Raw genomic sequence first — 21,035 nt, forward strand, 5'->3', positions numbered from 1 at the left:
AGGGTTAGATACCCTTGGCTACCCGATTAGTTGCAACACTGTTTAACCTAAGTGTAACAATAACTTAAACGCACCGTAATGAAAATACCAAACCGTGAACTTGAGCCATTGTACGTAATATTTAGAGCGAATAGTTACGCTAATACACGTTGCAGAAACACACAAAAAGTGAATAACTTATTCGTGGTAAAGCACAAAACAGTGAATTGGTGAAACTGAATTATTTAGCTCTTAGGGAATATTTTTTGATAGCCAACTAACATTTGTATATACGGCTGGCGCGTTTTGCCAAACCATTCTGGGAAAGCGTGCACTGAATGTAAGCTTGAAAACCCTTTTAAAGCAACCAATTACTAATAAAAGTGAAGAATTGTATCCAATACTCTTTCTGACAAAAGTTAGTTGCACACTTTGCTTTCCGGTTATCTCAACATTTCAAGAACGCACACTTTTATGTGACTGAATTTACACATCTTTATTGCAACCTGCAATAGTAAACCGTGAATTCGACCTTATGGGTTGTCTTGATTTTTTAGAAAAAGCAATAATACTGTATATAAGTACAGTGACCTTGTAAGGTATAACAATGCAGTCCTCAAGTCCTTTTTTGGAATCAATCAGACAAGATATACGCTTGCGAGGATATAGCTTACGGACCGAAAAAGCCTATCTTTACTGGATTAAACGTTACATACTTTTTCATCAAAAAGCTCACCCTACAACCCTCAACTCTGTCGATGTTAAAAACTTTTTAAGTTGGTTAGCAAATAGTCAGAATGTAGCGGTTAATACTCAGAAGGTTGCGCTAAATTCATTGGCCTTTCTATACCAAAAGTATCTTAAAGTTGAGCTAGGAGATTTAGGTTTTAGTTTGGCTACAAAGCAACGGACGCTCCCCATCGTGTTATCACCCAAAGAGGTTTCTCTGATATTGAAGAATATGGATGGAACTGCAAAATTGGTGGTAGAGATGCTCTACGGTAGTGGTATGCGTGTTAATGAATGTTTGAGGTTAAGACTACAAGATATCAATATAGATAATCTCTCTTTGACCATTCGAGACGGAAAAGGCAACAAGGACAGACAGACACTATTGAGTCAATCTTGCTGTAGCAAACTTACTAATCATATTGAACAATCCATTCAATTACAGAAACAGGATAACAAAAGTGGCTTCGGGCCATCACTACCTTATTCTTTAGGAAAAAAATACCCGAATGCATTTCGTCAATCAGCATGGATGTTTTTGTTTCCATCAACCCATATCTGCGAACATCCAGTGACGAGAATTCCTTGTAGGCATCACCGCCATGATAGCTCTATAAGAAAATCGCTTCAAAAATCGGTTAGAGTGAGTAATATCATGAAAAAAATAAATTGCCATACATTTAGGCACTCGTTCGCCACTCATTTACTTCAAACAGGCACAGATATACGTACAGTGCAGGAGTTACTAGGGCATAACGACCTCAATACGACTCAAATTTACACGCATGTTTTAGGGCTGCACTATGCAGGAACAATTAGCCCTATGGATAATCTCTAGTTAATTAAAGCGATTTACATCTGTAAAACAGAAAAAGCGCGCTACTCATAGGAATAGCGCGCTTTTTCATGACTGGCTCATCGCGGGCGTTTAACGCTTAAGCTAACCATTCATTTGCAACATTACCTAGCCGTGGCGGCTTTCATATTACGGGTAAACTCAGCCAATGCGTTGAGCAAGTTCGCTTCATTGTCTTTATTGGCGTCGATAATTTTTACCACGGCAGAGCCCGAAATGGCGCCTGCTGCACCAGCATCAATCGCCGCTTTAACTTGAGCGGGCTCAGCAATACCAAATCCAAGCAGTGGTGGTGCACCATTAAACTCTTTTAAACGGTTAAGAATATCGGTGATTGGCATCCCCGCTTTTGATTCAGTGCCTGTTACGCCTGAACGTGACAGCAAATAGGTGTAACCTTCGCCTTTATCGCTCACAAGTTGCAATGTTTCACTGTCGGCATTGGGTGGTGCAATAAAAATTGGCGCCACGCCATGAGCCTTAGCTGAAGCAATAAAAGGGTCAGCTTCCTCAACGGGCACATCAGCAATCAACACTGAGTCAACACCGGCGGCTTGGGCTTTAGCATAGAAAGCATCAATGCCATTAGCGAATACAAGGTTGGCGTAAAGTAGTAAGCCAATAGGCAAGTCTGGGTATTTAGCGCGAATAGCGCTAAGCATCTCGAAGCACTGTGTTGGCGTAGTGCCTGCGGCTAATGAACGTAGATTAGCCCCTTGGATCACTGGGCCATCTGCAAGTGGGTCTGAAAATGGGAACCCCAGTTCAAGTGCATCTGCGCCGTTTTCAACTAAGGTATCAATAATCTTCAGTGACAACTCAGGAGAGGGGTCGCCTAAGGTCACAAAGGGGACGAATGCGCCTTGATTCTTCTTATCTAGGGCCGCAAACGCTGCCTGATAACGATTACTCATTGCCACTCTCCTGTGCTGATTTTTCTTTTGCTTGGGTTTCTAATATGTCAGCCACGGTAAAGATATCTTTGTCGCCACGACCTGAAAGGTTCACCACTAGCAGGGTCTCTTTGGTCGCTTCTTTTGCAAGCTTGACGGCATAGGCTATCGCATGGGCTGATTCAAGTGCCGGAATAATACCTTCGCTACGGGCTAATAACTGGAACATTTCTAATGCTTCATCATCAGTCGCAGACTCGTATGTTGCACGGCCAATGGCAGCAAGATGTGCGTGCTGTGGGCCAACCGATGGGAAATCAAGCCCGGCTGATACCGAGTATGACTCTTCTATTTGACCTTCACTGTCTTGCATCAATGGGGCTTTCATACCGAAGAAAATGCCCGTTTTACCGTGCTTTAACGGTGCGCCATGCATGGGGGTATCAATCCCTTTTCCTGCAGGTTCAACACCGATAAGTGCGACTTCTTCATCATCGATAAAGTCGGCAAACATACCAATAGCATTGGAGCCTCCGCCGACACAGGCGATAACCGCATCGGGTAGGCGTCCCTCACGCTCAAGAATTTGCTTTTTAGTCTCAGCGCCTATCATGCGCTGAAATTCGCGCACTATGGTAGGGAAGGGATGTGGACCTGCCGCCGTACCTAATAAATAGTGCGCTTTTTCGTAACTACCAGACCAGTCGCGCATCGCTTCATTACAGGCATCTTTTAAGGTGCCAGAACCTGAAGTGACCGGAATAACTTCGGCGCCCATCAGTTTCATTCTAAAGACGTTTGGCGATTGACGTTCAATGTCTTTAGCACCCATGTAGACTTTGCATTTCAAATTAAGCAATGCACAGGCAAGCGCCGTTGCTACGCCGTGCTGACCCGCGCCCGTTTCTGCAATGATCTCTTTTTTACCCATGCGTTTTGCCAGCAGTGCTTGGCCTAATACTTGGTTAGTCTTGTGTGCGCCGCCGTGAAGTAAGTCTTCACGCTTTAGGTAAATTTTAACCAATGGGTTAGGGCTAAGATTTTTGGTTAGCGTTAGCGCTGTTGGGCGGCCAGCATAGTTCTTGAGCAGATCGGTAAATTCTTTTTGAAACGCTTCATCTTCTTGCGCTTCGATAAAGGCGGTTTCTAGCTGCTTGAGGGCAGGCATTAAAATTTGCGGGACGTACATTCCGCCATATTCCCCGAAATAGGGGTTTAATTTACTCATAATCTGTTCCTTTATCGTTCATTTCTGTCTGCAGGCCGACACGTGTTATGCCGGCATGCAGAGGGAGCTGTTGTAACGCACTATTCGCGCTTTATGTGTTCTTCATCTAGTACTGACGTAGATGGTTAAATGTTTGGGCTATCTTGTCATGATCTTTAACGCCAGGGCTTTGTTCTAGGCCACTGTTAAAATCGAGTCCATAAAAGCCTTGGTTAGCGGCAAGCTTGGCGTTATCACCCGTTAAGCCCCCTGCTAAAAGTGCCTCGCTGCGATTAGGGATAGCTTGTTGCCAATCAAATACTTGCCCAGTGCCGCCAAACTGACCGTCATTCTTACTGTCGAACAAAATACGATCGACATTGGTCGGAATATCTAATTCGGTATCGATACTGTCGTTTTTCACTGCGACCGCTTTCCAAATCTGACAATCAGCCTTTAGCGTGGCTAATGCGCTGCGAAGGTCGTCTATTTCAAGCGAGGTTTCTTGTCCATGCAATTGCACCGCATATAGCCCTAGTTGACTTGCAAGTGAGGCGATAACATTGCTGCTTTCGTTGACAAAAACACCCACAAGGTTAAGCCTGTGGCCCGATGCATCGAGCTGACGGACAAGTTCAATTGCTTGCGCTTTGGTCACGGCTCGGGGCGATTTTTCAGCAAAAATTAATCCGCCATAAACTGCGCCTTTTTTTGCCACCTCAAGCAGATCTTCAATACGGGTTAAGCCGCAGACTTTATTGTGGCCAAAGGTTAAGGTTCTGCAGGCTAAGTCTAAGTCATCAGCTGCCATTAATGAGCTGCCAACGAGAAAACCATCAACCAAGGGCGCTAAACGACGTACCTGTGCTTGATTGTAGATCCCTGACTCACTGATAACGACGCGATCAGCCGGAACATGTGGCGCTAACGCTTCGGTGGTGGCTAAATCCGTTGATAAGTCACGTAGATTGCGGTTATTAATCCCGATAATGGCGGAGTTAAGTGCAATGGCGCGGCTCAATTCTACTTCGTTGCTGACCTCGGTTAAAATGTCTAATTGATACTTTGCAGCTTCGCTAGCCAGTGCTTGATATCGCTCATCATTGAGCACCGAGAGCATTAACAATATGGCATCAGCACCTTGATGGGCGGCGAGTTTTATTTGGTATTCGTCAACGAAAAAGTCTTTACACAAAATAGGTTGGCGAACACGCGCACGGACTCTAGGGATGTAATCCATGTCGCCTTGGAAAAACTGTTCATCGGTTAGTACTGAGATCCCAGCAGCGTAGTGGTTGTAAACATCGGCTATAGCATCCACGTCAAATACGTCGCGAATAAGACCTTTCGACGGACTGGCTTTTTTACACTCTAAGATAAAGCCAGCATTAGGTGCTTTAAGTGCATCAAACAGACTGCGGTCTGACTGCTTAGGCATTAAGCTTGCCTCAGGGAAACGCAGTTTTAATGCGGCAATATGGGCAGGTTTAGTATCAACAATTTTGGTTAATACATTGCTTACTTTAGTTGTCGTATCATTGGCCATTGATGTTTCTCTTAAATCGCTATCGGTTTTTATATGAGTGCTGATATTAATTTTGTGGCTCACACTAAGCTCCTTTTCCCGCTTGGCTTGCATTGGCAAGCTCAGTGAGTAGTTCATACGCTTTGCCACTTTCAATGGTCGCTAACGCAAGCGCAGTACCGACTTTGACTGAATCCGCCACTCCAGCGACATATAAGGCGCAACCAGCGTTAACGGCTACCGCATTCATATGGGCTGTTTTGCCTTTACCTTGTAGGATAGCTCGGGTAAAAGCAGCATTTTCTTCCGGCGCACCGCCCTCAAGATCGGTCAATTGTGCGGTTTCTACGCCAAGTTCACTCGGGGTGAGGTAATACTCAGTAATGGTGCCTTCATTAAGTTCATGCACCAAGGTTTTACCATGTATTGCGACTTCATCAAGACCGCTACCGTGAACCACCATCGCCCGCTTAATCCCCAGGGCTTTGACCACTTGCGCGATTGGCGCGACAAGTTCTGCGCTATACACCCCAAGTAACATAAAGTCAGGGTGCGACGGGTTAATTAACGGCCCAAGGACATTAAACAGGGTACGGGTTTTAAGCGCTTGGCGAACAGGCACTGCATGAGCAACACCGCCGTGATAATGCGGCGCAAACAAAAAGCAGAGGCCTAGGTTATCTAAACAGTCTCGTGCGGTTTCAGGTGCCATGGTTAAATCAATGCCAAATTGGGCTAATAGATCCGATGAACCCGACTTACTGGAAACACTGCGGTTACCATGTTTGGCGACTTTTGCGCCTGCTGCCGCGGCCACAAAAGCGGCGGTAGTGGAGATGTTGATGGTGTTGTGGCCATCGCCGCCAGTGCCCACAATATCAACAATCCCTTGCGCTACCGTACGTTCATTTGGGGTTGGGAATCGTTTTGCGGCTGCTCTTAACGCATCAGCTGCGCCAGATATTTCATCAATTGTTTCGCCGCGCATTTTCATCGCGACCAGCATACCTGCCATGGTGACTTCATTCATTTCGCCTTGAATGATACTGCTAAACAACTTTTTAGCATCTTGACGATTGAGGCTTTCACCACGATAAAGAGATTCGAGCAGTGGGGCATTGTTGTTAGTTTGGCTCATTACTTTGTTATCCTTTATCGTCAAGTTTGGCATGGGTTAAGGTTAATGATTGTGCAAGGTAATCTAATGATTGCACTAACAACTGGCTGCCAAGCGTGGTGAGTATTGATTCGGGATGAAACTGAAAACCCACCGCGTTATCTTGTTGATGAATAATCGCCATTGGCATGTCTTCTGTGGTGGCAATAATCTCTAGGCAGTCGGGTACCTGAGTCGCCACAAGGCTGTGGTATCGGGCAACTGGCAGAGGCGAGGGCAGGTTGGCAAAGATGCCTTTACCATTATGCTCTGTTGGACTGGCTTTACCGTGTACAACTTGTTTTGCTCGCTCGACTTTGCCGCCATAATGTTCAATCAGCGCTTGGTGACCTAAGCAGATCCCAAGCATAGGCACTTTACCTGCAACATTGGCAATCAGTGCCATTAATGAACCCGCTTCATGGGGGGCGCCAGGACCTGGAGACAACACTAATGCCGCCGGTTGTGTTTCATTGAGTAACTTATCGGCGATAAAGTCAGCATCGACGTCATTTCGATAAATAATAACCTCATAGCCAAGGCTTCTAAATTGGTCCACTAGGTTATAAGTGAATGAGTCGAAGTTATCGAGTAGATAGATTTTCATCGTCCACCTCCCATCTTGATGGCTGAAATTACGGCTTGTGCTTTTTGTCTTGTTTCATCCGCTTCGGCTTGTGGATCTGAATCGTACACCACGCCAGCACCGGCTTGGATATATGCGGTTCCGTCTTTGACAAAGGCGGAGCGGATCACAATACAGGTATCCATATCGCCGAGTCCGTTTAGGTAGCCCACGGCGCCGCCGTAACTACCACGTCGTGTTTTTTCTGCGCCGCGAATAAGCTGCGCGGCACTGACTTTGGGCGCACCCGTTAAGGTGCCCATATTCATACACGCTTGATATGCATGTAAGGCGTCAAGGTCGGTTCTTAATTGCCCTGTGACTCGGCTAACGAGGTGCATGACATGCGAATAACGGTCAACTTTCAATAGCTCGGGGACTTTACGCGTGCCACTTTGACTTATTCGAGCCACATCGTTACGGGCTAAATCAACCAACATAATGTGTTCTGATAGCTCTTTTTTATCGAGACGCAGTTCTAGTTCATTACGGCTATCAAGATCAAAATCGATTTCACCATCGGCTGTCTTACCGCGCTTACGCGTACCTGCAATAGGATAGATCTCAACTTGATTGGTACTGGCTTCATATTTAAGCGCACTTTCAGGTGAGGCGCCAAAGAGTGTGAAGCCTTCGCCTCTAAAGTAAAACATGTAGGGACTTGGGTTAGTGAGTCTAAGGGCGCGATAGGCACCGAGCGTATTAGGGCAGGGTAAGCTAAAGCTACGAGATGGCACCACTTGGAAAATATCACCGGCGATAATGTGCTGCTTTAAGTCGTTGACCGTTTGTTTAAACTCGCTATCGGAGATATTGACCTGCGTCTCGGCATTGACCACATTTAACGCAGCAACCGGAGGGAGTGATTGACAGGTTTGTTGCAGTTCAGCCATGCGACTCGCTAATGTGGCTTGGATCTCTACATTGCGTGGCTCGGTGAACGTATCAAACTGATGGGTAATGATATCAGCGCTTTGCTGCTGATGATCGACCAGAATTAAGGTCTCTGCGAGATAGAATAGATAGTCTGGGCAGCTATTGTCGCCTTCTGGTACTTGAGGTAATGGTTCAACAGTATCAATCAAGTCGTAAGAGAGTACGCCGCCCAAAAAGAGGTCTTCAAAAGCAGGGGCTTCGTCGCAGCGAATATGCTTGACCAGCATTCTTAAGCCATCAAGCGGCGATGTTGACTTTAAGCGTGCATCTTCATCAAGCTGTTTGCTATTTTTTTGTAGTTTGACGGTTAACGTGCGGCTAGATGATTCGATAAACTCCGTTGCGGGAAAGTTTGCGGTGAAAAAGCACTTAATGGGGTCAAGTAACGTTTGACCATTTTCGGTCAATGCCTGAAACAATAGGGTGTAGCCATCACAACGGATCTTCATTGCCGCATGAGTCAATATAATACTTTTAAGGTGATCCTTACTCTCAATCTCTGCGGACTCAAGCAACATAGTATGCGGCGCATCGTTGGTCACATGCTGGTATAAGCGTAATGGGTCGTTATGATAAGCGAGTGCTTCCTTTTGAGTCACCACTTTGGCCATTGTGTTTTGTGCCATGCTTATGTTCCTGCCTTGGTGGATAATGCGTTGTTCATTGTAATATCTCTTTTAAGGTTATTTTTCATAATGAGAAATCAAGAGCCTGCCGCTTGGGGAACTGTATCTAATGGTATTGCTATCGTTTAGATACAAGAAAGCCCGCAATTGTGCGGGCTTTCTTGTTTAATTTTGTCTCAAACTGATTGAGCACAGAATTTCACACCACCCGCTAATTTGGGAAGTGCCACCACCAATTAATGTTTTGGAAAGTTGTAAACTGTGTCATTAAATATTCAATCTCGTTTGTTGTCGTGACTATATAAAAACATTTGCAGACAAAGGCTGTCAATTGAATATTTCTCTTTTTGAGAAAAGATAGTGAAAAGGTGGGGATAAAGCGCAGTTGAAGGCGAAACGGGTGTGGTTCTGCTGGCTTTGTAAAGAGATCCCCACCTATTTAATAAGCTGTGTACCAATGTTACAGCGAAGCGAAGGGCTAAAGCCCGTGCTAGCCACTGTCATTATAAGGCCGCGGCTAAAAGCATATCGTTATAAATAGGCTGTTTAGCAATATGCTGGGTAAATGCTTCAATATCATCATTGATGTTGCGGTTAGCCTTATGCTGGGATTAAGTGAGTAGTATTGAAAATCAATTAGTGTGGCTTAAGGTATGACTCCGTTAACTTCAATCCATTTATGAGCCGTATCTTTAGTACCACTCGATACACTCAATCGTTGAACCAATCAATGGCTATCGTCGTGATCCTAAAACCGTTGCATGGCTCAGTAAAACGCATAGCCATCACCATCGGGTATCAGTGTTATCTTGTGGTCGCTAATGTGGAGTACTTCACGAATACCTAACAAGCCAGAGTTGTGTTTCTAAACTAGCTGACTCGCTGGAATAACCAAATTGATTACATTTTAGTTATTTAAATCCCCTTTCATTTGTAAACTCAAGTATTATATGGGGATGAAAGATGAAAACATTAATGAAATAAAATTGGTTGATCTGCACAGTCATACGACGGCATCAGATGGTCAACTTACCCCTTCAGAATTAATAGAGCGTGCTATCAGTAAAGGCGTGCAAGTGTTTGCTATTACTGATCATGACACTACCGATGGCTTAAAAGAAGCACACCAATACAACAACAATCATGAAACGCCATTGGAGTTAATCAATGGTGTCGAGATTTCAACGTGTTGGAACAGCTTCGATATTCACATTGTTGCACTCAATATTGATATTGAGAATGCTGTCATGATTGAGTTTTTAGCACATCAACGTGAACTAAGAGCTGCTCGAGCATTTGAGATTGGAGACCGACTCACTAAAGCAGGCATAGAAGGTGCCTATGAAGGTGCTAAGTTCTATGCGGGTGACGCTGCGATTAGTCGCGGCCATTATGCTCGTTGGTTAGCTGAAAAAGGTTATGCCACGACGACTGCGAATGTATTTAAAAAGTACTTGGCTCGTGGCAAAACAGGTTACGCGCCTAATAATTGGGATGATATGGCCAGTGCGATTGCCATTATTCATCAGGCGGGCGGCGTTGCCGTTTTAGCCCATCCCAGTGGCTATAAATTATCAGCTAAATGGCTAAAGCGGTTAGTACGAGAATTTAAAGCCGCGAACGGCGACGCAATCGAAGTGGTATTGGGTCAACAGACAATCGATGATCGCAGTAACTTAATTGCATTAAGTGTACTCAATAACCTGATGTGTTCACTAGGCAGTGATTTTCATTTTCCAGGAAGTTGGATAGAACTTGGTAAAAATATGTTCCAACCCCAAGGCGTTAGTTGGGTTTGGCAGTCAGAAAAATGGAAGGATTCACCATGAGTCAGTTTTTTTATGTGCATGAGGAAAATCCTCAAGTACGCCTAATCAGCCAAGCCGTGAACGTGATTCAAAAGGGTGGCGTCATTGTCTATCCAACGGATTCCGGCTACGCGCTGGGCTGCTTATTAGGCGATAAAGATGCAATGAGCCGAATTGCACGCATTAGGCAGATCGATAACGACCATAATTTTTCATTGATGTGTCGAGATCAGTCTGAGCTTGCCACCTATGCTCGCGTTGATAACCAAGCTTATCGTGTGTTAAAACATAATACGCCTGGGCCGTATACATTTATCTTTAAAGCGTCAAAAGAAGTGCCTAAACGTCTTCAGAATCCAAAGAAGAAAACGATTGGTATTCGTGTGCCTGACAACGTCATTGCGTTGGCGTTGTTAGAAGCTCTCGATGCGCCTTTGATGTCTACAAGTTTGATATTACCGGGCGAAGAGTTTACCGAGTCAGACCCTGAGCATATTCGCGACATTCTTGAGCATCAGGTTGACTTGATTATTCATGGTGGATATTTAGGTGAAAAGCCAACGACGGTGATTGATATGTCAGAAGGTGAGATTGAAATTATACGTGAAGGCGCTGGAGATGTGACTCCATTCCTTTAAGTTGTATTCGGCGGTGATGTAAGGCGAGTATTGCTTTAAACTGTCGTGATTTACGGGTATAATCGCGCGTTTGCGAAAGAGTGGGTGTTACGGATGGAGGGAATTGTACAAAAATTGCCTTTAGCCAAGGTGCGAGGTAAGCCTTTTAAGGTGATGCCAAAGGACCTATTTATTCCACCTGAAGCCCTTGAAGTGTTTCTTGAATCCTTTGAAGGGCCGCTGGATCTCTTACTGTACCTTATTCGTAAGCAAAAGCTCGATGTGGTTGATTTACCCATATTTGCGGTAACGCAGCAATATTTAGAGTATGTGGATCTGCTACAAGGTGCCAAAGTCGAATTAGCGGCAGATTATTTGGTTATGGCGGCGACATTAGCCGAGATTAAATCTCGACTTTTACTGCCAAAGCCTGATGTTGAGTTTGAGGATGAAGAAGATCCTCGTGCCCAGCTAATACGCCAATTAAAAGCGTATGAAGTGATAAAAGACGCGCAAGAAAAGTTAGACGTTCTTCCGAGAATGGAGCGCGACGTATTTCAAGCGAAAGCGGTTCCAGCTGCCAATATAAAACCTGAGTTATTACCGCCTGAAGTGTCACTCACCGAAGTTGCACGTGCGTTTACATCAGTGCTCAAGCGTATTGAAGCGACTGAAAACCACCATGTTGTTCGAGAAGTGTTATCTACTCGAGAACGTATGACTCAAATTTTGGCAAAGTTAAACGCACAAACCTACCTGCCTTTCGAAGCTTTATTCGATTTTGAAGAAGGTCGGAGTGGGGTTGTTGTGAGCTTTTTGGCGTTAATGGAACTGGTGAAAGAGTTGTTGGTTGAACTGGTACAAGCTGAACCATTTTCGACTATACATGTTAGAGCGTACTAGGGTTTGTTGATCTTTCGAGCTTAGTTTTTGTTCGAATTCAATGTTTTTAGTACAAGGCTTGAGCGATGACACTTAGCTGGCTAAGTGAAAAGCGCATAACGCAGTAGTAAGAACATTGAAACGAACCCAAAGGGCTGTGCTTATTGAACATTTTTTCTGCGTTAAAGGCTATTTGTGGAGAATAATTACACGGCATAACCTTTGTCTTGTCAAAATGCTCAATAAGCTACAGCAAAAAAAACCATGAAAGATCAACAGACCCTAAGGATCTACTTCGTTGTCACAGATTAACCCAGAGCAGCTAAAACAGTTAATTGAGGCGAGTCTTTTCGTGTTGGCGAAGCCGATGACGATTAAAGCGCTTAAAGAAACCGTACTTTCTGAGTTCAGTGTTTCTAGAGCAAAGGTACAGGCTTCAATTGATGCACTGCAGCTTGATTACGAAGGACGAGGCGTGCAGTTAGTCAAAGTTGCAGGAGGGTATCGATTTCAAACTCTTGTAGAACTGAGTCCTTATTTGCAGCCTCTATGGCAAGAGAAAGCCCCTAAATATTCTCGGGCAACAATTGAAACCTTGGCCGTTATTGCATATCGACAACCTGTTACCCGTGGTGATATTGAGTTTGTTCGAGGCGTTGCGATTAGCAGCCATATAATTAAGAGTTTAAACGATAGAAATTGGATTAAAGTTGTGGGCCATAAAGAGGTGCCGGGTAGACCAGCGCTTTATGCTACAACAATAGAATTTCTATCATACTTCGGTTTGGACAGCATCACGGAACTTCCGTCGTTGTCAGATCCCGAATCATTGGACGCACTTTTCTCGACAGTGAAAAGTGTTGCCGAAAAAACAGAAGAGTCTACTAATGAGTGAAAAATTGCAGAAAGTCTTGGCCCGAGCAGGCCATGGCTCCCGTCGTGAGATGGAGGTATGGATTGCTGCAGGCCGAGTTAGTATTGACGGTGAAATAGCAACCCTAGGTGATCGCATTGAATCTGATGCTAAAGTGCGTATTGATGGCCGTGCCATTTCAATCAGATCTGAAGAAGATGTGATTTGCCGCGTGATTGCTTATCACAAACCCGAAGGTGAAATATGTAGCCGTAAAGACCCAGAAGGTCGCCCTACTGTTTTCGACCGCTTACCAAAAACTCGCGACTCACGCTGGGTTGCGGTTGGACGTTTGGATATTAACACCTCTGGTTTATTACTATTTACCTCTGACGGTGAATTAGCTAACCGCCTTATGCACCCATCAAATGAAGTTGAGCGTGAATACGCGGTGCGCACATTTGGTGAAGTTAACGATGCTTGTATCCAGCGTTTACGCATGGGTGTCACTTTGGAAGATGGTCCTGCGAGCTTTGACAAAGTCAAAGCCGCTGGCGGCGAAGGAATGAACAAGTGGTGGCATGTCAGTTTAGCTGAAGGCCGTAACCGCGAAGTGCGTCGCTTATGGGAATCTCAAGAGGTTCAGGTCAGCAGACTTATTCGAATTCGCTATGGCATGATTGAGTTACCTAAATCACTGCCGCGTGGCGGTTGGATTGAGTTAGCGATGGAAGACGTTAACTACTTGCGTAAAACTGCGGGTATGCAAGATGAAACTCGTAGCTTGCTCGGTACAGATAAACACAGTGTTGCGCGTGCTAAAGTACGTGGTGCTAAGATCCGTCGTGCAGTGCGAAAGCACAAAGTGACGGCTACACCGAATAAACCTACCCGCAGTCGTACTTAAATAATACCAGTTCCATTAAAGAGTTGCTCATTCAGCGGGAATTTAAATCACTTTAGACAAGCAAGTGGCTTGTCGCTTATAGTTATTCTATATCGAAAGCCACATGCGCTGTATTAAGTGATTTTAAACCCGCACAACGTGAGCGTCTCAGGACCTTCACTGCTACGTTGCATTGTCTCAAAAGGGGATAACCATTTCTTCGACAATGCGCCTAGAATTGAAAGCCCTGAGAAAGCTCTGAATTGAGTACATCTTTAGTGGAATTGGTATAAGACTGTGATTGGGATTAAAAAGGCCGCTATTTAGCGGCCTTTTTTGATCATTTTTTGATTTAGCGATTACTGTGCATTAAGTTGTTGACCGTTAATGTCGGCTGAGTCTTTACCCATCAAATACAGGTAAGTAGGCATTATCTCTTCTGGCTTCTTAAGTGATTGTGGGTTTTCAGCAGGGTAAGCATTTGCCCGCATACCGGTGCGAGTGGCACCTGGGTTAATACTGTTGCTACGAATGTTACTGCCTTCGTATTCATGAGCGATTGCTTGCATCATGCCCTCGGTTGCAAATTTCGACATAGCATACTCTCCCCAAAATGAGCGAGCTTGGCGACCAACACTGCTCGAGGTGAAGATAAGCGATGCGCTTGCTGATTTACGCATGACTGGCAGTAGGGCTTTTGTTAACATAATCTCAGCAATCACATTCACTTTGAACACTTCTTCCACTGAACTCATGGTGATGTGTTCAAACGGGCCTAGCACACCTAACATGCTGGCATTGTGTAATAACCCGTCTAAACAACCAAATTGCTCTTCGATAGTTTCAGCCATGTCGACATAGTTTTGCTCGGTGGCTCCCTTTAAATCGAGCGGAACAATGGCCGGTTTTGGATAGCCTGCTTGTTCAATTAGGTCATATACGGCTTCTAGTTTTTTTACCGTTTTACCCAATAGAATGACAGTGGCGCCGTGCTGCGCGTAAGTCAGTGCTGCTGTTTTTCCTATGCCGTCACCAGCACCTGTTACTAATATAACTTTACCATTGAGTAAATCTTTTGCAGCTTGATATTCCAACATGAGTTAATACTTCCTCTGAGCTCAAACGCCCGTCACTTCTAGAGTCGCTGATATGATAAACAGCCGTTTAAAACAAACGATTAATTTTTACTCTGCTATTCGCTAACCGTTTGTGACAAAAATGTAGCTAAGTCAATACTTTTGCGTTAACTTGAGTTGAGTTAAGGGCTAACAATAAGCCCTATTGGTCATACTTTGCTGGCTATTGTGACCAATTTCCAAGTGAAAACAAAATTATTACAACAAGATTTGGGGAAAAAAGATGAAAAAGCTCTTTTTGGGTGTCGCAATCGCATCTGCATTAGGTCTCACTGGCTGTAGTGAAGACAGTTACAACGAATTAGTAGATAAAACGGAACCACTGGTCCCTCAGTCTGTTCTCGTTTTCGATCCCGCGAATAAAGAGGTCCCTTTGCCTAACGACTTACTCTTTAGTGGCACGCTTGATGGCACTTTAGAGATCCCAGGTGAGGACAGTGGTGACTATACTGATCCACAAATAGCTCTTGGTGCACTTGATGGTTGGTCTACATCATCTCCAATTAGTATTAAGGTTGCACCATCTACAGATAGTGAGGGCAATGTCCTGACTATTGATGGCGCTTCGGTAGCACAACCAGGTGCGGTTAGGATGTTTGAAGCCACCGTTGGTGGTGCACTATCTTCAGATCCTGAGTGTAAAGCTGCAGTTTCAGTTTCAGCGTGTAAAGTAGGCGCTGAGCTGCAGTTCGGAGTCGACTTTGTCTCGACGGCTTCGGGCAACTCAATCGCAATCGTTCCACTTAAGCCTCTTAAACATGGTCAGTCTTATATTTATGCTACGACGACTTTGATTCAAGATTCTGCAGGGCGTGCAATAGCACCTTCTTCGACCTATGGACTGCTAAAGCTAGATATCGAAACCAAACCTTTAGAAACACCTGATCAGTTAATGCTGCAAACATTGGTCAATAGCTACGAGAAAGGCATGGCCGCTGCGGGTGGCCCAGATGCAGATACCGTGACTTACTCAGGTTTATTTACGACACAATCGATTAGCAATGTGTATGAAACCACCAAGTTGCTAATGATTGACCCAACGCCTGGTAATCCTTATGCGCCTGCGTTAACGGCTATGCCAGCCCCTGCGGGTTACACCGTGGCTATGGCTGCAGGCTTAACACCAGCAGATGGTCTTGCTTATGTAGTGTCAGATTTAGCGGATGTATTTAAAGCGGAATTAAAAGTACCAATCTACGGTGATTGTTCATCTGCTGGTTGCTTAGATGCAGACTTTAATCCGACCATTAACGGTAGCTGGAAAGCACTTGGCGACAGCCCCGTTTCTGTATTACTTGCGATGAGTAACGGTACATTGAGCCAGACGAATTATGGCATGCAAGCTGTTGCTTATGGTATTGATCCCGCTGCAGGCGTTGCAAATCCAGCATTGTTAGTGGGTAAAGCTTGGTTCTTGAATGATGGCGTTACGCCAACAGATAGCACTAAGCACCTCACGAAGTTTAACCCAATCCCTGCAATCAAAGGTTATGAGAACATTTCAGTTCAAATAACATTACCAAACGCTGCTAAATTAGCCGGTTTTTATCAGCAGCAAGGCTTACCATTTACCCCTCCAACCAATGGCTGGCCAACAACGATTGCTATGCATGGCTTAGGTGGTGGTAAAGAGATGGCGTTAGCTTATGCGGGCACTTATGCCGCATCGGGTATTGCGACTATTGCGATTGATATGCCTTTACATGGTGCACGTTCATTTGATGCAAATGGTGACGGAATTTATGAAATATCAGCAACTGACCCAAGTTTTGGTGATGTAGTTGGTACACCTGACGCGTTTAAAAATGGTAACCCATTAGTCTTCGTAAACATTGCCAGTACTTTGACTGTGCGTGATAACTTCCGTCAAGCGACAGTTGATCACCTAGCACTTCGTGCAGCACTTACGGGCTTGTATCTAGGGATTGCTCAACAAAATGGTCAGCAGATTTTCGATATCAGTAAGATTAGTGCACAAGGGTTAAGCCTTGGTGGCATTGTCGGCACAACATTTTCAAACTATGCATCTACAGGCTTAAGAGATCCTGCTAGTGGCACTGAACTGCCGAATGTATATGGTATTAACGCGAGCTCTTTAGTGGCTCCAGCTGGTGGATTAGCAGGGGCATTTGCAGGTTCACCGACATTTGGTCCAGTTCTATTCCAAACGGTAACGGCTAGCGATACTTTCCAAGCGTTGGTTGACGCTGCTAATACAGGTGGTTATGAGCCGGGAAGTGACGAGTACACGGCATTAGTACAGGAAGTTTATGCTGGGTTTATTCCAACATTCGCATTCGCAGTGCAAACAGCATTTGACAGTGCAGACCCAATTAACCATGCAGCATCATTAGCAGCAACCAAATTACCCGTTCATGTCATTGAAGTGGTAGGGGATGCGACTAACAAGCCTGATCAAGTGTTACCAAACGCTGTGGCCAACTTCCCTCTATCGGGTACCGAGCCACTAATCGCGAACCTTGGCTTGAAATGTGTTTCTAGTACAAATGCAGGTTCTGGTGCAGTTCGCTTTAGTAAAGGTCATCACAGTTCAATTGTGAGTCCAAATGAAATTGAAGGTGTTACGGACGGAAAAGCCGCAGCAGCAACAGTTGAAATGCAGCAGCAAGTTGCAGCATTTGCACTTACGGCAGGTAAAGGTACTGCTACTATCTTGGTACAGGATTCATCAGTGATTCAAACTTGTCCTGAATAAGATTGATTTTTAATCGAATAAAAGCCCAGCTGATGCTGGGTTTTTTTATGGGCATTTTTTATTATTAAATAGGCTGTTAGAATAGCGGTAATTAATGAAATTAAAAATCGATTGGGCTGGAGAATATTTTGGAATTTCTGTACGAGTATGGGTTGTTTTTTGCAAAAGCAGTAACGATTGTAGTATCGATTCTGGCCGTTGTGATCGTGGTATTGGCATCAACTATTAAGCACAAGACCGATAAAGGTGAGCTTAAAATCACTAACATCAGCGATGACTTAAAATCGTTGAAGCATGATCTTAAAGAAGAGTTGTTGTCTAAAAAGGCATTTAAGGCTTATGAGAAGCAGATAAAAGCTGACGACAAAGCCAAAGAAAAAGCGCAAAAAAATAATAAAGAGCCAGAGATAGATCCCAAGGTCTATGTTATCGATTTTAAAGGCAGTATCGATGCGAGTGAAGTGGCATCATTGCGTGAAGAAATTAGCGCGATTATAACCATCGCCGACAAAGGTGATGAGGTTATTGTTAATGTTGAAAGTGGCGGTGGTATGGTTCATGGTTATGGCCTTGCTTCAAGCCAGCTTGATCGTTTGAGACAAGCACAAATTCCATTGTCTATTTGTGTCGATAAAGTGGCTGCTAGTGGCGGCTATATGATGGCCTGTGTGGCTAATAAGGTATATGCAGCTCCTTTCGCTATCGTCGGATCTATTGGGGTCGTTGCTCAGGTGCCTAACTTTAATCGTCTGCTTAAAAAGCATGATATTGATTACGAACAGCATACTGCAGGAAACTTTAAACGCACGTTGACCATCTTTGGTGAGAATACCGATGAAGGTCGCGAGAAGTTTCAACAAGAGCTGGAAGAGACACATGTGCTGTTTAAAGAGTTTATCTCTAAGTACCGTCCTGACCTTGATATTGCCAAAGTGGCAACGGGTGAGCATTGGTATGGTCAGCAAGCCATTGAACTTGGCTTAATCGATGAAGTGGCTACCAGCGACGACGTGATTATGAAGCTTGCCAATGAGCGCACTGTGGTTAAAGTGACTTACCAGCTTAAGAAAAAGCTTTCAGATAAAATAGCGCATGGCGCTTCTCTATCATTTAACGCAATTTTTAATAGATTAGCAGAGAAGAATCAGCCGCTTAAGTAGTTTATGCTGATAGTAAGTTGATTAAAAACCTGCTGATGCAGGTTTTTTTTCGTTAATTTAATCTTAAAGCTATGAATTCGTATTTAGATCCGCTAACAATATGACTAACCAGTCATTATTTAGTCGAGTGAAATGCACCAAATCTGCAGTTATAAACCTCATCTTATGGTTGGCGATCAATCTTACCCAGCCTATGAATTAAGGAATTTACTCCATTACTTAAAAAAACACTTTGGCTCCTCAGCTGCAGCGCAATTGTGCAAGGATATTGGCGTAGGAGAAACAGAGTTAGCCCACAGTCAATTTGTCTATGTATGGCAAGTTGATTATGCAATGACATACTTGCGTAATGTGAGTAAGGATGCAGAAGTTGGAGTTAAGGCTGCTAGTGACTATAAACTCGCTGATTTGGGATTTTTACTCGGTTATTTAGCTAAATTTAATACCTTAGGTGAATGCCTCGCCTTTGTTATTGCCCATCCCGAATTGGTGGGTAGCTTTTCTGATATATTTCTTAGGAATGAAGAGGGTATTTTGAAAGTCAGATGGCTTAATACTAATAAGCTAGAGACAGATAAATACAGTTGTCAGTTTCTGCACAGTATTGGTTCACTGATGACTTTTGCAGAGGAGTTGACGGGTGAAACAGTTCAAGTCAAAGACATTATCTTAGCTGAACCCAAACGAAAAACGCCATTCTTAGCTGCTCGAACAGGGGCGGATATCCAATTTGATGGAGAGTTTTTTGAATGGTCGATAGATCATAAATATTTGAGCTTACCGATAACCTTTAAATTTACAGATATAGCATTAAGTCCAGTTATAGAAAGCGGACAGTCTTATATTACAGAGATTCTTGACCTGCTAAGAGATTGTGCTCCTGAATTACCGAGTATGGAGGCGATGGCGTTAACGCAAAAGATCAGTACTCGTACATTGAGGCGCCGACTCTCGGCTGCTGGTACTCACTACCAAAAGCTAATTGATCAAGTAAGGTGCCAAATGGCGATTAATCTAATTCTAAGCAGTGAGCATTCTATCGAAGCAATCTCAGACTTAATGGGCTTTGGTGATGTAAGCCATTTCAGGCAGAGTTTTAAGCATTGGATAGGGCATCCTCCAGGTCATTTCTTACGTTTACATAAAGGTTAAAACTGAGTTTTTGAACCTCATAAAACCTTTCAACTACTTCATACAGGCTTATTGATGGCAACTGCCTAGTTCTGGTGCCATAGCATCAATCCAGTCTTTAATTACCGTTACGGCTTCAGTGTGGGCAATGGATCTTCCAATCGGTGGCATTCTATCCTTGGGCTGATTGAGCTGTTGACGATATACCAAGATTGAGTGTTCACCATCGCTTGGAATGATGTCGTAAGATAATCCTTTTGCCCCGCCATCCCAGCCAGGGGGTTGTTTGCAGATACCATATTGATAACTGGTATGGTCGACATAAAAACCAAGACGCAGTCCTGAAATACTGGCAAAGCCGTCGGGATTATGACAATGAGCACAGTTGATATCCAAATATCCTTTCGCCCTCGTGGTCAGTGAAGCGCTTTGGTCAAGGATGTCAGCCGTTTTACCTATTTCACTAAGCTCGGGTACTCCAGTGAGTATATTGAGGCGCTGCCAAAGTAGTAGTTGATTGGTAGGTTGTCCTTGATGATTAACATTGCGATTGAGCAGATGCGCTTTAATGCCGATAGGGCGAATGCGAACTGTTTGATCGTCATTGGCAAACGTAGATTGATGACATATCTTACATTCTGCGCGACTGGGTACATGGTAATTGAAGACTTCTTGGTTGCCTTGATGGTTTAAACTGTGAGGAATATCCATGCCTGCTTGTTGTAGCCTGGCCTCATTATTCTGCCAAATATAGGGCAGAGTGGTCCAGCCTGCTTCTCTATGAATAAGTAACCGAGTTTCAATAAGGTCTTCATTACGCGCGCCGATAACTTGTGTATCGAAGGGTAACGAGAACGTTTTGACTAAAACAGTGCCTATTGGCATCTCAAAGGTATCGTTTGGGTGATAGGCTAATTTTTCCCCTTGAGGAACAAAAATGAAGCGGTGTTTACTGGCATAGTTAGAAAATAACTGGCTAGAAAGCTGATAGGCGATCCCCGGTGCTATAGGATCGGATGTCGGAATACTGGAGTCTATAAATAACCCATACTGCGACAATTGCTGACAATCTTCAGTCATTAAAGCATCCCAGTTCACTTCACTTGTTGTGGCGTCACAGGCTGACAGCGATGGGGCTGGATCTGTGTTGGGTTCTGTGGGGATGATTGGTGCGACTTCACTTGCGAGTGCTGTTGATTCACTTGCACCGCCACAGGCGCTAAGAAGTAAAATAAAACTGAGGATAACTAGATTATGCATAAGTCACCTACATAGTAATGGATTGTTGAGTGTTGAGTGTTGAGTGTTAAGTCT

The 21,035-nt window shown here is 44.2% G+C and carries 17 protein-coding genes; 9 read left to right on the forward strand and 8 right to left on the reverse strand.

Annotated features, from left to right (window positions below):
- Nucleotides 1-586 precede the first annotated feature (586 nt).
- Nucleotides 587-1,546, forward strand: a complete 960-nt coding sequence (locus CXF86_RS13640; protein ID WP_102039228.1) for an integron integrase — start codon at nucleotides 587-589, stop codon at nucleotides 1,544-1,546.
- Nucleotides 1,547-1,668: 122 nt separating this feature from the next.
- Here CXF86_RS13640 and trpA read toward each other — a convergent pair whose 3' ends face one another.
- The 6 genes from trpA to CXF86_RS13670 all read right to left on the reverse strand — a co-directional run bounded on the left by trpA (nucleotide 1,669) and on the right by CXF86_RS13670 (nucleotide 8,532).
- On the reverse strand, nucleotides 1,669-2,478 hold the full coding sequence (trpA, locus tag CXF86_RS13645) for a tryptophan synthase subunit alpha (protein ID WP_102039229.1): 810 nt from the start codon (nucleotides 2,476-2,478) through the stop codon (nucleotides 1,669-1,671).
- Entirely contained in the window at nucleotides 2,471-3,685 is a 1,215-nt protein-coding gene (gene trpB / locus CXF86_RS13650) for a tryptophan synthase subunit beta (protein ID WP_101092103.1), read from the reverse strand. The genes trpA and trpB overlap by 8 nt, the downstream gene beginning before the upstream one ends.
- A 106-nt stretch (nucleotides 3,686-3,791) precedes the next feature.
- Nucleotides 3,792-5,210, reverse strand: a complete 1,419-nt coding sequence (gene trpCF / locus CXF86_RS13655) for a bifunctional indole-3-glycerol-phosphate synthase TrpC/phosphoribosylanthranilate isomerase TrpF (RefSeq protein ID WP_102039280.1) — start codon at nucleotides 5,208-5,210, stop codon at nucleotides 3,792-3,794.
- Nucleotides 5,211-5,274: 64 nt separating this feature from the next.
- The gene (gene trpD / locus CXF86_RS13660; protein ID WP_101092104.1) at nucleotides 5,275-6,327 is read right to left on the reverse strand and encodes an anthranilate phosphoribosyltransferase; all 1,053 of its coding nucleotides are present in this window, start codon (nucleotides 6,325-6,327) and stop codon (nucleotides 5,275-5,277) included.
- Between the two features lie 7 nt (nucleotides 6,328-6,334).
- Complete coding sequence (locus CXF86_RS13665) at nucleotides 6,335-6,952, reverse strand: aminodeoxychorismate/anthranilate synthase component II (RefSeq protein ID WP_101092105.1); 618 nt, start codon at nucleotides 6,950-6,952, stop codon at nucleotides 6,335-6,337.
- Nucleotides 6,949-8,532 (reverse strand): anthranilate synthase component 1, encoded by a 1,584-nt coding sequence (locus tag CXF86_RS13670; RefSeq protein ID WP_102039230.1) that lies wholly within the window; start codon nucleotides 8,530-8,532, stop codon nucleotides 6,949-6,951. The genes CXF86_RS13665 and CXF86_RS13670 overlap by 4 nt, the downstream gene beginning before the upstream one ends.
- A gap of 950 nt (nucleotides 8,533-9,482) precedes the next feature.
- Between CXF86_RS13670 and CXF86_RS13675 the strand changes: the two genes are divergently transcribed.
- The 5 genes from CXF86_RS13675 (at nucleotide 9,483) to rluB (ending at nucleotide 13,599) form a co-directional block, all read left to right on the forward strand.
- On the forward strand, nucleotides 9,483-10,361 hold the full coding sequence (locus CXF86_RS13675) for an RNase RNM (protein ID WP_374702341.1): 879 nt from the start codon (nucleotides 9,483-9,485) through the stop codon (nucleotides 10,359-10,361).
- Entirely contained in the window at nucleotides 10,358-10,978 is a 621-nt protein-coding gene (locus CXF86_RS13680) for an L-threonylcarbamoyladenylate synthase (protein WP_101092108.1), read from the forward strand. The genes CXF86_RS13675 and CXF86_RS13680 overlap by 4 nt, the downstream gene beginning before the upstream one ends.
- A 93-nt stretch (nucleotides 10,979-11,071) precedes the next feature.
- Nucleotides 11,072-11,860 carry a segregation and condensation protein A gene (locus CXF86_RS13685; protein WP_101092109.1) on the forward strand — a complete coding sequence of 263 codons (789 nt, stop codon included), beginning with the start codon at nucleotides 11,072-11,074 and terminating at the stop codon, nucleotides 11,858-11,860.
- Between the two features lie 277 nt (nucleotides 11,861-12,137).
- A complete protein-coding gene (gene scpB / locus CXF86_RS13690; protein WP_101092110.1) occupies nucleotides 12,138-12,734 on the forward strand; it encodes an SMC-Scp complex subunit ScpB in 597 nt (198 codons plus the stop codon).
- Nucleotides 12,727-13,599, forward strand: coding sequence for a 23S rRNA pseudouridine(2605) synthase RluB (gene rluB / locus CXF86_RS13695; protein ID WP_101092111.1), 873 nt, complete (start codon nucleotides 12,727-12,729; stop codon nucleotides 13,597-13,599). The genes scpB and rluB overlap by 8 nt, the downstream gene beginning before the upstream one ends.
- Nucleotides 13,600-13,937: 338 nt before the next feature.
- Here the strand turns inward: rluB and CXF86_RS13700 are convergent, their stop codons facing one another.
- Complete coding sequence (locus CXF86_RS13700) at nucleotides 13,938-14,675, reverse strand: YciK family oxidoreductase (protein ID WP_102039231.1); 738 nt, start codon at nucleotides 14,673-14,675, stop codon at nucleotides 13,938-13,940.
- Between the two features lie 262 nt (nucleotides 14,676-14,937).
- Here CXF86_RS13700 and CXF86_RS13705 point away from each other — a divergent pair, with 262 nt between their 5' ends.
- From CXF86_RS13705 to CXF86_RS13715, 3 genes are all read left to right on the forward strand, one after another.
- Nucleotides 14,938-17,430, forward strand: coding sequence for a VolA/Pla-1 family phospholipase (locus tag CXF86_RS13705; protein ID WP_101092113.1), 2,493 nt, complete (start codon nucleotides 14,938-14,940; stop codon nucleotides 17,428-17,430).
- Nucleotides 17,431-17,558: 128 nt separating this feature from the next.
- Complete coding sequence (gene sohB / locus CXF86_RS13710) at nucleotides 17,559-18,590, forward strand: protease SohB (protein ID WP_180961068.1); 1,032 nt, start codon at nucleotides 17,559-17,561, stop codon at nucleotides 18,588-18,590.
- A 132-nt stretch (nucleotides 18,591-18,722) separates the two neighbouring features.
- On the forward strand, nucleotides 18,723-19,742 hold the full coding sequence (locus CXF86_RS13715; protein WP_102039232.1) for a helix-turn-helix domain-containing protein: 1,020 nt from the start codon (nucleotides 18,723-18,725) through the stop codon (nucleotides 19,740-19,742).
- 48 nt (nucleotides 19,743-19,790) lie between these two features.
- On the opposite strand, the gene CXF86_RS13720 is transcribed toward CXF86_RS13715, so the two are convergent.
- Nucleotides 19,791-20,981 (reverse strand): SO2930 family diheme c-type cytochrome, encoded by a 1,191-nt coding sequence (locus CXF86_RS13720; protein ID WP_102039233.1) that lies wholly within the window; start codon nucleotides 20,979-20,981, stop codon nucleotides 19,791-19,793.
- Nucleotides 20,982-21,035: the final 54 nt, after the last annotated feature.

The organism is Shewanella sp. GutCb, assembly GCF_002836135.1.
Classification (GTDB): Bacteria; Pseudomonadota; Gammaproteobacteria; order Enterobacterales; family Shewanellaceae; genus Shewanella.